The sequence below is a fragment of the Ruminococcus sp. HUN007 genome (assembly GCF_000712055.1).
GTDB lineage: Bacteria > Bacillota > Clostridia > Oscillospirales > Ruminococcaceae > HUN007.
In genome coordinates, this window is the sequence record NZ_JOOA01000002.1 from 2,716,267 (window position 1) to 2,730,278 (window position 14,012).

General features: G+C 44.0%; 10 protein-coding genes. All 10 read left to right on the top strand.

Translation table 11 applies throughout. From position 1 onward, the window contains the following. The first annotated feature begins 223 nt into the window (after nt 1-223). The 10 genes from CC97_RS15895 to CC97_RS20355 all read left to right on the top strand — a co-directional run bounded on the left by CC97_RS15895 (nt 224) and on the right by CC97_RS20355 (nt 13,942). Nucleotides 224-2,512 (top strand): hypothetical protein, encoded by a 2,289-nt coding sequence (locus CC97_RS15895; RefSeq protein WP_044976156.1) that lies wholly within the window; start codon nt 224-226, stop codon nt 2,510-2,512. 10 nt (nt 2,513-2,522) lie between these two features. Continuing rightward, nucleotides 2,523-5,711, top strand: coding sequence for a hypothetical protein (locus tag CC97_RS19145; RefSeq protein ID WP_049962973.1), 3,189 nt, complete (start codon nt 2,523-2,525; stop codon nt 5,709-5,711). Between the two features lie 502 nt (nt 5,712-6,213). Continuing rightward, nucleotides 6,214-7,092: a CpsB/CapC family capsule biosynthesis tyrosine phosphatase gene (locus CC97_RS15905; protein ID WP_044976158.1), complete on the top strand. Its 879-nt coding sequence runs from the start codon at nt 6,214-6,216 to the stop codon at nt 7,090-7,092. A 127-nt stretch (nt 7,093-7,219) separates the two neighbouring features. Beyond that, nucleotides 7,220-8,188: a glycosyltransferase family 2 protein gene (locus CC97_RS15910; RefSeq protein ID WP_044976160.1), complete on the top strand. Its 969-nt coding sequence runs from the start codon at nt 7,220-7,222 to the stop codon at nt 8,186-8,188. A 92-nt stretch (nt 8,189-8,280) separates the two neighbouring features. Continuing rightward, on the top strand, nt 8,281-9,207 hold the full coding sequence (locus CC97_RS15915) for a hypothetical protein (RefSeq protein WP_156036950.1): 927 nt from the start codon (nt 8,281-8,283) through the stop codon (nt 9,205-9,207). Nucleotides 9,208-9,290: 83 nt separating this feature from the next. Continuing rightward, the gene (metK, locus tag CC97_RS15920) at nt 9,291-10,469 is read left to right on the top strand and encodes a methionine adenosyltransferase (RefSeq protein ID WP_044976164.1); all 1,179 of its coding nucleotides are present in this window, start codon (nt 9,291-9,293) and stop codon (nt 10,467-10,469) included. A gap of 421 nt (nt 10,470-10,890) precedes the next feature. Next, on the top strand, nt 10,891-11,718 hold the full coding sequence (locus CC97_RS15925; protein WP_044976166.1) for a sulfide/dihydroorotate dehydrogenase-like FAD/NAD-binding protein: 828 nt from the start codon (nt 10,891-10,893) through the stop codon (nt 11,716-11,718). Between the two features lie 23 nt (nt 11,719-11,741). Further along, complete coding sequence (gltA, locus tag CC97_RS15930; protein ID WP_044976168.1) at nt 11,742-13,127, top strand: NADPH-dependent glutamate synthase; 1,386 nt, start codon at nt 11,742-11,744, stop codon at nt 13,125-13,127. A gap of 61 nt (nt 13,128-13,188) precedes the next feature. After that, nucleotides 13,189-13,599 (top strand): preprotein translocase subunit YajC, encoded by a 411-nt coding sequence (gene yajC, locus CC97_RS19770; protein WP_081850159.1) that lies wholly within the window; start codon nt 13,189-13,191, stop codon nt 13,597-13,599. A 199-nt stretch (nt 13,600-13,798) separates the two neighbouring features. Continuing rightward, nucleotides 13,799-13,942: a six-cysteine ranthipeptide SCIFF gene (locus CC97_RS20355; protein WP_156036951.1), complete on the top strand. Its 144-nt coding sequence runs from the start codon at nt 13,799-13,801 to the stop codon at nt 13,940-13,942. Nucleotides 13,943-14,012 lie beyond the last annotated feature (70 nt).

The window sequence follows — 14,012 nt, forward strand, 5'->3', positions numbered from 1 at the left end:
TGACGTTAAGGTTACTGTTACAAGGGATAGCAAAGACGGTAATGTTGGTAATAATTATACAGCAACTGCTTCTATCAACAGTGACAATTATACAATAGCAAACTCCACATTTGTCTATAGTGTAAAAGCTGTTGCTCCATCAGTAATTATTACTCCAGAAACTCTTACATATAAGGGCGAATCACAGAATCTCGTAACATTCCTTGAAAAAACAGGGGCTTCGGTGGACTTTGATGTTAAGTTCGGTGATAAGACTTACTCAGTAACAGGCGGTGGTGTTCCGACAGGAACGGACGCAGGTACATATGAGATCACTTACACTATCAAGCCTGATTCAAACCATGTGATTTCTGATGCTGATGCTAAAAAGACGATACGTGTAACAATAAACCCTAAGCAGATCAACGTTGATTACTCTCCACTGTCATTTACTTACGGCACACCGGTAGTGATCAATGCAGCTCCAAAGGATGAAAACGCTATTGCCAGACGTGATAATGGCAAGATAGCCATAACAGTTACTCCTGACAACGACAATAATGTTGGAAAACACACAGCAACTGCTGAGATCAACAACAGCAACTATACAATTTCTCCTTCTACCGTAGTTTATGAAATAACACAGGCTAAGGCCGATCCTGCTGCAGTACCTACACCATCACTTCATTCGATTGAGTATGGTCAGCAGGCTCAGGAAGCAGAACTTACTGAAGGCTGGAACTGCCCGGTTGTTAATTCTTCAGAAAGACCTAATGCAGGTAATCATTATGGTCAGGCTGTTTATGAGGCGGATTATCATAACTACGATTACAGTAACGTTCCGGGTTATGATCCGACAACTGGAAAAGTAACAGCAGAAATTAAACTCGAAGTAACTGCAAAGGATCTTCATGCTTACTGGAGCGAGTCCGGCGAATTTGTATACAATGGTAAGAAACAGATCCCTGCTATTGACAATTCAAAGACTAAAGGATTTGTTGAGGAAAATAATGATTCACAGTACTATGTGATCAAGCCTAAGAGTGTTGATCCTGAAAAATATGACTGTACATCTGCAGGTGCTCAGAAGGTTACAGCAGAACTTGTTACTAATGATGAGGAAAAAAGACCGGTAACCAACTACAATCTTATCATTGAAGAGAATGATTACAATATCTCAACAGCAACAATCAAGGACATTGATAAAGTTGGTACCACAGTAACTTATGGTGATAATACATCATCAGTTAAGGCTGTAAGAGAAGCATTAAAGGCTGAAATTCTTAAGAAAGTTCCTGATTTCGATAAGAATTACATTATCCTTGATGACTTCGGTGTCGAGAACAAGACTGAAGATGATGTTCTTGTTGTAGATACATACTCTTCAAGAATCCACTATACCTGCATCAAACAGGATGCAGCTACTGGTGAAACTAAAGCGGACAGCAATTATGAAGGCTGGTTTACTGCAACAGTAGATGTGTTACCAAAGGAAATCGCAGTTCAGTGGAAATCAAATGCTGAATTCAACAAGGAAACTGGCAATAATGAAATCGTGTTTGGTGTAATCCCAGATGTTAAACCTGAATTAGCAGCCGGTGCTCTTTGCAATCGCGATAAGGACGAGAAGCTTGATGTGAAAGTTTCTCCTGCAGACAAGAATGGTGTAGGTGATTACACAGTTACGGCATCTCTTGATGATAAGAATTATAAACTCAGCAATACTGAGTATAAATATACGATCATAAAGGCAACACCTTCGATAAAGCTTGAAGATAAATACACAGCAACATACGGTGACAAGTTAAGCGATATCGCTGACCAGCTTCCAAAGGATGATAACGGTACTTACACATGGAAGAACGAGAACGCTCCTGTAGGCGATGCTGGTGAAAACACTCACATAGTTGTTTACAAACCAAATGACGATAAGAACAACAACATTGTTGAAACAGAAGTTACAGTTAAGGTAAATCCTAAGGAAGTAAACCTCATCTGGAACATCGACAACGGTGAAAAGTTCACATACAACGGCGAAGCTCAGAACGTTGATGCATACGCAGATCTCAACGATGTATTCGACAAGGATGAACCTTCATTCAAGCTTGATATCACAGCTGATGATCTTGTAAATGCTGGTGAAAACCATAAGGCAGTTGCTACGATCAGGGACGAAAACAACAACGCTAAGAACTACAAGATCGTTGAGGGCAAAGAATCAATAACATTCGATATCCTCAAGAGCAGCTCACTCCAGGATCTGAACTACTCTGAAACATACGAATACGGCACAACAGCGAAGGAGATCTTCGACGACCTCTTTGCTAAGCACTTCGGTGACTTCTCGGCATTTGCTGAACAGTACAGTGTGGATCCTGAATCTGTTGAAGTATATAAGAACGGAAAGAAGATCGAAACTGAAAAGCTTAAGAATTATGCTAAGTCATGCTTAAAGGCTCAGGATCTTATCTTTGAAGGTGACATTATAAAAACAGCTCAACCAGCTGGGTGCAAGCTTCTACAACAAGCCTGATTTCAATGTTTTGAATAATTACAATGACTATATGCAGGTGAAGACACTTGTAGATACAAACAGAGACCGTATCAAGTCATTCATCAACGCAGGTGTATTACCTGAGGCAGACAAGTACAGGAAGCTTATCACACTCTTCGAGAAATACGAAGCTGTTAAGGAAGCGGAAAATGTAATGCAGGAGGTCGGCGATTACAAGATCACTGTAAACTACAACCGCATGGCAGATGAAAAGGAGCAGAGCCTTACGAGATTCTTAAAGCTCAGCAACAACTATCATCCGGCAGCACTTACAGCAGAAGTAAAGATCACACCTTGCGTTATCGAGAACATATTTGCTGATATCGATTCAAGACCTTACAACGGCGGCACGGATGTCAGCGTAAACAATTATACATTGATCTCAAAGAAGGATGGCAAAAACAAGGAATGGAACCTCGGCGGATACCTTACAAACGGTGCAGAGTTTGTAAGTGCTGACGCAGGTACAGACAAGATCAATGCAGAATTAACACTCACAAACGAAAACTTCTGCTTCGGATTTGATGAAGCAGGCAAGCCGGTAATGACTAAGAAGTTCCACGAGGCAGATACAGACGGATGCATTACAAAGGCAGAATTCCCGTACACTGTAAACCTTGAAGGCTTCGCAGGCGAACGCTTAAGCACTGTTACAGTACCGGGCGTTATCCACGGTACATTCAGGTGGAATGATACAAATACAGTTATCGCTGAAGGTTCTAACGTGATCGATGCATCTGAATACACATTCACACCTGATGCTAAGGATCCGTTCAACAGAAACTACGATGTTGTTCTTACTGTAAATGTAAACGGCGTTAAGAAGCCGGTAGAAACAGTTGTTGAGACAGCAGTTGAGACAGTTATCGTAACTGAGGAAACAAAGCCGTCTGTAACAGAAGTATCCGGCAAACCGGTAACTACAGCAGAAACATCTGCTAAGGTATCTGAAGCTCAGACAACACCGGCTGGCACTGAAACAACAGCTGAATCAGGTGCAGTTACAACTACAGTAACAGAAACAACAACTGCAGGCGTTACAAAGGCAGAAACAACTGATCTTCCGGAGATCACATTACCAGCATCCACAACAGCTAAGTTCATGGGTGAAGTAACAGAGGCTCCGGCTATCGTAACAAAGCCGGCTGTAACAACAGCGGTTACTACAGCAGCTACAACTGCAAAGACTGAAGTAACAACAGTGGCTTCAACAACAGCAGAAACAAAGGCGGTAACAACAGCGAAGGTAACAGAAGCAGAGGCGGCAGGCGTTACAACAGCTGAAACAAAGCCGGTAACAACAGCGAAGGTAACAGAAGCGACAACAGCAGGCGTTACAACAGCAGAAACAAAGGCGGCAACAACAGCTACTGTAACAGAAGCAACAACAGCAGGCGTTACAACAGCTGAGACAAAGGCAGTAACAACAGCGAAGGTAACGGAAGCAGAGACAGCAGGAGTTACAACAGCTGAGACAAAGGCAGTAACAACAGCGAAGGTAACAGAAGCAGAGACAGCAGGAGTTACAACAGCAGAGACAAAGCCGGTAACAACAGCGAATGTAACCGAAGCAATAACAGCAGGAGTTACAACAGCTGAGACAAAGGCAGTAACAACAGCCAAGGTAACAGAAGCAGAGGCGGCAGGCGTTACAACAGCTGAGACAAAGGCAGTAACAACAGCGAAGGTAACAGAAGCAGAGACGGCAGGAGTTACAACAGCAGAAACAAAGGCAGTAACAACAGCGAAGGTAACAGAAGCAGAGGCGGCAGGAGTTACAACAGCAGAAACAAAGCCGGTAACAACAGCGAAGGTAACAGAAGCAGAGACGGCAGGAGTTACAACAGCTGAGACAAAGGCAGTAACAACAGCGAAGGTAACAGAAGCAGAGACAGCAGGAGTTACAACAGCAGAGACAAAGCCGGTAACAACAGCAAATGTAACCGAAGCAACAACAGCAGAAACCAAGCCGGTAACAACAGCAGGCGTTACAACAACAGTAACAGAAGCAGGCGTTACAACAACAGCAACAGAAACAGAGACAGCAGAAGTTACAACATCAGCGACAACAGCTGAGATCACAGAAACTCCTGTAACTGATATCACAACAGATGCCGTTGTAACAACAGCATCAACAACTCCTGGACTCATCGACATCGATCTTCCGGAGATCACAACAGGTGTGATGGGCGATGTAACTGAAAACCCTGCAGTCGTAACAGAGGCTGTTACAACAGCACAGACTGAAGCAGTTACAACAGAAGCTGCAAAGACAGGTCTCGATAACATCATAGATATCATCATTAATAACCCTGATAAGGTTAAGCAGGAAGTACACGAAGACGGAAAGATCAGCATAAACGGCGAACAGATCAGGCTCGCTCTTGAAGACAAGATGTTCTTCCAGGGTACAGAATCATTCGATTACCCTGTAAGACTGAAGGACTTCAATGCAGAAAAGGCATACTTCGACTATGCAGGATTCGGCTTCGAACTTCCTGAAGGATATACTGTTGATCCTGAATCACTCAGCACTGACCTTAAGGGCAACATAAAGTACTACGCACCTGACAGCCTTGAAGCTCTTGCACTTTCAGCAAAGACAGGCTATGCAGCAAAGGGCGGCTACGTAGTATTCCGCGGAGTAGAAACAAGAAACCTCGCATCTGACGCAGTACTCTTCACAGTTAAGATAAAGGTTTCAGATACACTCGATACATGCATCAGCAAGATCGGCGTATCAGCACTCTACGGCAGACTTACAGAAAACTCAAAGCTCAATGCAGACGGAACAGTTGAACCACACGTAGCATTCATCGACAACAATGCCGGTGACCAGCTCTACACAAAGGAAACATCAACAGTAAGCATGGGCGTAAAGGGCGACGTAAACCTCGACGGTAAGGTAACACAGGTAGATGCGACTGTAATACTCCGTGAGATTCTCTCACTCGAAGTATTCAAGAAGTCACTTCTCGCTGACAACATCAACTTACACGACGGCACACCGGAAGAAGGCGTTGCACTTTCACACTTCTTAGGTAACGTAAACCAGAGTCCGAACGGCCTGTTCACACAGATCGATGCAACAAGTATCCTCAGAGGTATCCTCGAAAGAGATATGAACGGCGACAAGATCGTTACTGAACAGATCTGGAAGAAGGTAACCAACAAGTAATAACAGTATCCGTAAAGATACTGATCAGAGCGGCGGATGCTTCAGACAACAGTTCTGAAGCATCCGCCGTTTCTGTTTTCCGGACGCTGACAGCAGAATTCCGGGGTTCCGGTGGAGCAGCCGTACGTTTGCCGGTCCCGGGAATGCAGATTCCTTACAGGGCGGCGGGTTAATGATCAGATGATTTCAAAGTGTTGTTCGTTTTCGGGAATTATGACAAAACTTTTGAAAACAGCAAAATATCGCTTTAAAAAACAACATTTATACAGACTGTGATTTTTAAACAAAGTTTTATGGGTTTTATACTGCGAAAACGCCTAAATTTTCTCCTGTTTTTAACTCAATTGTGACATAAAACAACAATTTAACGGGATTTCCGTATTGTTTAAAACTTGACAAAAGAAATAAAATCAATTAAAATATAATAAGCTGATTATGTAAATACGTGTTAAACGATTATCAAATAATTTCCAACAAAATTTTCCGAGGAGGTGTGCGATTTATGAATGGATACGTTGACTTTCACTCAAGGGTCCTTCCGAAACTCGATGTCGAAAACATGGATGAAGAACTTGACAGATGCGTTGATATTCTTAAAATTCTGCACAAAGCTAAAATCAAGACCGTAGTAGCAACACCATACTTTAATTCTGTTGATTCAAATGTTTCAGATTTCCTTGCAGAACGCGAGGAAGCTTTTGCAAAACTGAACGAAAAAATAAAGGGAATGTCACTTCCGCGTATAATTCCGGGCGCAGAAGTACTGTTTACAACGTCACTTCTTGATATACCTGATACATCAAAGCTTTGTGTCGGAAACACAAACTACATCATGCTTTCCCTTCCGTACCAGGAATACAGCGACATGGTTATCGAGACTCTCCAGAAGCTTATTATTTCAAAGAATCTCTGTCCTATCATCGCTCACATTGAAAAGTATTATCCTGAATTCTACACCATCGAGCAGCTTGAAAAGATCTCACAGCTCGGTGTAATAATGCAGCTCAGCTGCGATGCTATGATCAACCGTTCCACAAGAAAGGCTGCACTTGAACTCCTTTCAAGAAATGTGGTCCAGATCATCGGATCAAACGACATCACAAAGCAGAATGTTCATCGGACAGCTCTCGAAACAGCCATGGATGTACTCAACAAGGATGTTTCAAGCTATGCAGCTATCGATGTTTTGAAGAAGGATATCCGCGATATCCACACTGCTGATTTCAAGGCAGGAGTAAATGAAGCTATCTCTCCTTCACCGCAGTATGCAGATGCAATCAGAATAATGAGATATCACCTTCCTCTTGGAAAATACAAGCAGATCAAGAACAATGCCGGCATGATCATCTCGAACGCAAATATAAAAGATATCATGTGCTGATGCAGGTGCGGATGAAATTTATTTTTAATCTGTGCACATCTTGAAAATATACAAAGATTATAGTAAAATATATAGTGTAGGTCCGTCCGGATCTGCACTATATTTTTTTAAGGAGCTTACGGATAACGTGAAATTGCTTTCCATAGTAGTGCCATGCTACAATGAACAGGAAGTACTTCCATTGTTCTATGACAAGATAACCGAAGTCATGGACGGAATGAAGACTGAACATCCCGAACTTGACTATGAACTCGTTTTTATTAATGACGGTTCCCGTGACGCAACTCTTGAAGGACTCAGGAAATATGCACGCGAGGACAGCCGTGTCAGATACATCTCATTTTCAAGAAATTTCGGCAAGGAAGCAGGAATGTATGCCGGACTTGAGGCTTCGAAGGGTGACTACATAGTTGTTATGGACGCAGATCTTCAGCATCCGCCGGAGTTTCTCCCGAAGATGTACAGCTATGTAAAAAGCGGTGAATATGACTGCGCAACGACACGCAGAGTGGACCGCGAAGGCGAATCAAAAGTAAGAAGCTGGTTCGCAAGGAAATTCTACAGAATAATAAACAGGATCTCACAGACCGAGATCGTTGACGGAGCCCAGGACTTCAGATTCATGACCCGCCAGATGGTCGATGCCATTCTGTCGATGAAGGAGTACAACCGCTTTTCAAAGGGTATTTTCAGCTGGGTCGGATTCCGTACAAAATACATTGAGATAAAGAACGTTGAACGTGCCGCAGGTACGACTGCCTGGTCCTTCTGGGGACTTTTCAAGTACTCCCTCGAGGGCATTGCGGCGTTTTCAACGGCACCTCTCGCCATTGCATCTCTGCTCGGTATAGTTTCATGTGCCATTGCAGTGATCTTCGCGCTGGTAACGATCATCGAGAAGCTTTGCTTCGGAAATGACATTCACGGTTATCCTACGATCGTCTGCCTCATTCTCCTTCTCGGAGGACTCCAGCTGTTTACTACCGGTATTCTCGGACAGTATTTAGCCAAGACATATCTTGAATGCAAGAAGAGACCTATTTATCTTGTTCAGGAGACCGAGGCGGATATACAGAAAACGGAGCGTGAGAATTGAACAGGAATATCCGGGTGATATCTTTCATACTCTCAGTTATTTTCATCATATTCACGTACCATATAATAAAGTTCTACTCGGATGAAAGCCGGGTGCTTGTGAAGGACGAACCTGAGACACTGACTGTCAGCAGTCTCGGCGATAATTACTACAGCTTTGCAAGACGGGGATTTTACGGGGTGAAAAACCAGGGGGGAAAGGTGATAATAGAAGCCCGGTGGAAAAGCGTTGACAAGATCGAAGGCGATCATTTCATCGTATCGCTTCCGACTGACCGCGGCATCAGATACGGCATCATCGACAACGCCGAAAATGTTATTGTCCCCTTTGTCTACAAACAGTTTGAAAAGATCTCCACTGAGATGCTCAGCGCTGAAACGGAACGTGAGAAATTCGTTCTGTTTGATTACAGCGGAAAAGTGTTTATCACAGAGGAATGGGACAGAATTACGAAAAACTATCCTGCGAAGCCGCTTTCTGAGCAGGGCAATTACATACAGTTGAACAAGGGAGAGGATTTCTTCCGAATAACCGAAGACAGTGAAGGGCGCCTTGTCATGAGTGAAATAAGAATGTACAAGTGGCTTTTCGGTGAAAAAAAGCTTGTAAGGATACACAATACTGCTGTTACACCCGGAATGGGCGAACTGCCGGGACTGTACAGCGAGCTTTTTGACAGGTCGGTTGAATATATCGGTTCGGTGTTCAACGGTGACAGCGCCAGAGTAAAGGATCTTGCCTGGGGTGACAATTACAGGGATCTTCTTCTTGAAGGACTTAATCTCAGGGGAGGGGAAATTACCGCACTGAATATCCCGTCGCCGGAAATAACCGACACAAAGGACGATACAGTGACTTACGTCTGCTATACGGCCATGACATATATTTCGCCTGACGATACCGGCCGGGACGATATCTATAAAAAATCGCCGCATCACATGACGATGGACATCCACTTTAAAAAACGCCAGAACGGAAAGCTTGCGATAACCAAGGTGTACGCAAGCCGCAAGGACTGATATTACACACAGAAAACGCCGGATCATCCGTTCGGGTGTTCCCTGTGATATAATATACCAAAAAATCTAACGGAGGAAAAAATATGAAGAAATTTTTCACATCAGAATCAGTAACAGAAGGACATCCTGACAAGATCTGCGATCAGGTTTCTGACGCAATACTCGATGCCATTCTTGAAAAAGATCCTTCTGCCAGAGTAGCATGCGAAACAGCTGCAGCGACCGGCATGATCATGTGTATGGGCGAGATCACAACAAGCGCCTATGTTGACATTCCGAGAATTGCAAGAGATGTTATCAACGACATCGGCTACGACAGAGCAAAGTTCGGTTTTGACGGAAATACATGCGCAATAATCACTTCGATCAACGAACAGTCACCTGACATTGCAATGGGCGTAAACGAAGCCCTTGAATCAAAGGACGGAAGCGTAAACGACGCTGACGCCATCGGTGCCGGTGACCAGGGTATGATGTTCGGCTTTGCCTGCAATGAGACAAAGGAACTCATGCCGCTTCCGATCTCACTCGCTCACAGACTCGCTCTTAAGCTTACCGAGGTAAGAAAGAACGGCACGCTCGTTTACTTAAGACCTGACGGCAAGTCACAGGTAACAGTTGAATATGATGACGGAAAGCCTGTACGTGTTGACACAGTTGTAGTTTCAACACAGCACTCAGATGCAGTATCACTTGCCGACATCAGAAAAGATATAATGGAATATGTTATCAAGGCTGTCATTCCGGCAGAACTCCTTGACGAAAATACAAAGTACTTCATCAATCCTACAGGACGTTTCGTAACAGGCGGACCAATGGGTGACTGCGGCCTCACAGGACGCAAGATCATCGTTGACACCTACGGCGGATACTCAAGACACGGCGGCGGAGCTTTCTCAGGCAAGGACCCGACGAAGGTTGACCGTTCAGCTGCCTACGCAGCACGTTACGTTGCCAAGAACGTAGTTGCCGCAGGACTTGCAGACAAGTGCGAAGTTCAGCTTGCATACGCTATCGGTGTTGCAAGACCGGTTTCAGTGCTCGTTGACACATTCGGCACGGGTAAGTTTGCTGATGATGCTATTGCTGAAGCAGTAAATAAAGTGTTCGACTTAAGACCGGCTGCCATTATCGAAACTCTCGAACTCAGAAAGCCGCAGTACAGAAAGCTTGCTGCATACGGTCACATGGGACGTGAGGATCTCGGCGTTGCGTGGGAGAAGACAGACAAGACTGAAGCACTTAAGGCAGCACTTAAGTAAACAGGCATTTTTCTAAGGAAACGCTGATTTATTCATAAATCAGCGTAGGGCTCCGGGGCGAAGCCCCGCAAATCCCGCCTCCGTAAATCCGGCTTCGCCGGATTTACGATATAATCAGTGTTTCCCTAAGAAAATATAGTGGAAGTGTGGTCGTTTTACGCCGATCATACTTCCGCTTTTGTTTTTTATGTCAAAAAAAGTTTCGAATAAAAAAAGCTATTGCATGTTAGAAAGAATTGTGATAGAATAGTAATTAGTACGGCAAAAAACAGCCATATTGTGTTTTCAGGGGAACGCTGATCTGTGATCAGCGTGGGGGCCGGGGCGAAGTCCCTCTTTCTCCCCCGCACGCCGGTCCGGCGCAGCCGGATCGGCGGCTCGATCAGTGTTTCATTATTTTATAGAAGGAGAGATCTTTATAATGTTTAAAATCGTTACAAAGAGAGCATTGAATGACGCAGTTTTCCTCATGTCAGTTGAAGCTCCGTTTATTGCAAAAAAGGCTCAGCCTGGTCAGTTCATAATTTTAAGAGTTGATGAAAAGGGCGAACGAGTTCCTTTCACAATTGCTGACTATGACAGGGAAAAGGGAACTGTTACGGTTATTATCCAGATCGTTGGAAAGACTACAGAACAGCTTTCAAAGCTCAGTGAAGGTGATACGATCCTTGACTTTGTAGGACCTCTCGGTGTTCCGACACACGTTGAAGAAGGCACAAAGAGTGTCTGCGTTATCGGCGGCGGCGTAGGCTGCGCTATCGCATATCCGCAGGCAAAGGCACTTTATAACAGAGGTATTGACACAACTGTTATTGCCGGTTTCAGAAACAAAGATATTGTTATTCTTGAAGATGAATTCAAAGCTGCATGTACCGATCTCATCATCACAACAGATGACGGATCCTACGGCAAGAAGGGCTTCGTAACAACTGCTCTCGAGGAACTCATCCAGAGCGGAAAGAAGTTTGACGAAGTTATCGCTATCGGACCTGTTCCGATGATGAAGTTTGTCTGTTCAGTGACTAAGAAGTACGGCATAAAGACAATAGTATCACTCAACCCTGTAATGATCGACGGCACAGGAATGTGCGGCGGCTGCCGTGTAACTGTAGGCGGCGAGACAAAGTATGCATGTGTTGACGGACCTGACTTCGACGGACACCTGGTAAACTTCGACGAACTCATGAGCAGAAACTCAACATACAGAGAACAGGAACATGCCTGTCGTATGATGGCTGCAGCCAAGTGATTCTTTAAGGAGGATTTTTTAAAATGCCAAATATGTCTTTAAATAAAGTTGTAATGCCTGAACAGGATCCTAAGGTAAGAGCCAGAAACTTTGAGGAAGTTACTCTCGGCTATACTGAGGAAATGGCAGTCGAGGAAGCTGAAAGATGCCTTAACTGCAAGAACAAGCCGTGCGTTACAGGATGTCCTGTAGGTGTAAAGATCCCTGAATTCATCGCAAAGGTAAAGGAAAAGGATTTTTACGGTGCGTATGAAGTAATAAAGTCAACAAACGCTCTTCCTGCTGTATGCGGACGTGTCTGTCCCCAGGAAAACCAGTGTGAGGGCAAGTGTGTAAGAGGCATCAAGGGCGAGCCTGTAGGTATCGGCCGTCTCGAAAGATTCGTTGCTGACTACGTAATGAACGGAAAGGCTGTTCCGGTACAGAAGCCTGCTTCAAACGGTAAGAAGGTAGCAGTCGTAGGTGCAGGTCCTGCAGGTCTTACATGTGCAGGCGACCTTGCAAGACTCGGCTATCAGGTAACTGTTTTTGAAGCTTTCCATGTTGCCGGCGGCGTTCTTATGTACGGTATCCCTGAATTCAGACTTCCTAAGTCCATCGTTCAGAAAGAAGTAAACGCTCTTAAGGATCTCGGCGTTGAGATCATGACAAACATGGTAATCGGCAAGGTGCTTTCAATAGACGACATCATTGAAATGGGCTACGAGGCAGTATTCATCGGATCAGGTGCAGGTCTTCCGAACTTCATGGGTATCGAAGGCGAGTCACTTATCGGTGTATGCTCAGCAAATGAATATCTTACACGAATCAATCTTATGAAGGGATATCTTGATGACTACACAACACCTGTTATCAAGTCAAAGAAGGTTGCAGTCGTAGGCGGCGGTAACGTTGCAATGGACGCAGCAAGAAGTGCAATGAGAATGGGTGCTGAACACGTATACATCGTTTACAGACGTTCCGAGGAAGAACTTCCGGCAAGAAAGGAAGAAGTTCACCACGCAAAGGAAGAGGGCATCGAATTCATGCTCCTCAACAATCCTGTAAAGATAAACGGGGATGAAAACGGCAGAGTTTCATCAATGAAGTGCATTAAAATGGAACTCGGCGAACCTGATGAAAGCGGCAGAAGAAGACCTAAGGAAATTCCGGGTTCAGAATTTGACCTTGAAGTTGACACAGTTATCATGTCTATCGGTACTTCGCCTAACCCGCTTATCAGAAGAACAACAAACGGTATCGAAGCTAACAAGAGAGGCTGTCTCATCGTAAACGAAGATATGATGACAACAAGAGACGGTATCTACGCAGGCGGTGACGCTGTAACAGGTGCTGCTACAGTAATCCTCGCAATGGGTGCCGGCAAGACAGCGGCTGCTTCGATCGACAAGTACATTTCTTCAAAGTAATGTGACTTTTCCGTACGGAAAAACAGTACATTACAGCAACATTATTGGAGGCCAGTAAAAAATGAATTTTACACCAGTTATACTCGCTGAGGCAGCTGCCGGATCAGAAGGAGCATATTCAGGAATGATCTCAATGCTCATTACATTTGTTCCGCTTATTGCTGTTTTCTACTTCCTTATCATCAGACCGCAGCAGAAGCGCGACAAGCAGGATAAGGAAATGCGCCAGAACATTGCTATCGGTGATGAGATAATTACTATCGGCGGAATAATCGGTCTTGTGGTACGTCAGACGGACGATACGCTTGTTATTGAAACAGGCAGTGACAGAAGCAAACTCCGTATTCAGAAATCAGCTGTTAAGGAAAATGTGACTGCAAACGAAAGAATGCAGGCTGCTGCGAAAGCAGAAAAGCAGAATGCAGGTCCTGACAAAACTGTGAATTTAAAGAAAGATAACAAGGCTGAATAATACAATTATTATGAAAAATGCAGTTATTTCGAGAAGAAATAGCTGCAATTTTTTTTATAAATACTATTGAAAATAAATAGACAGTGTGTTATAATACTGTTTATATTAAAATTATTAATATTAACAGTGAAAATCTGGAAATCCGGACGTTGAACTTCCGGTATTTTCTTTATTGATCAGCGGTTGGAGGTGTTGCAGTATGAAACATATAAGAACTCTTTGCAAAGCGGCTCCGGCAGGCAGTTCTGAAAAATCAGACTGCGGCAAATGCAGGTCTCTCTGTGTGCCTGCATGCAGAATGTCATGTACAGTTACAGTACATAAGAAAACCGTGAAAAAATAAAATAATATGAAAACCAGAAGGGACAATACGATACGATGTTGTCCCTTCTTGCTGATTTTAAGATGAAAAG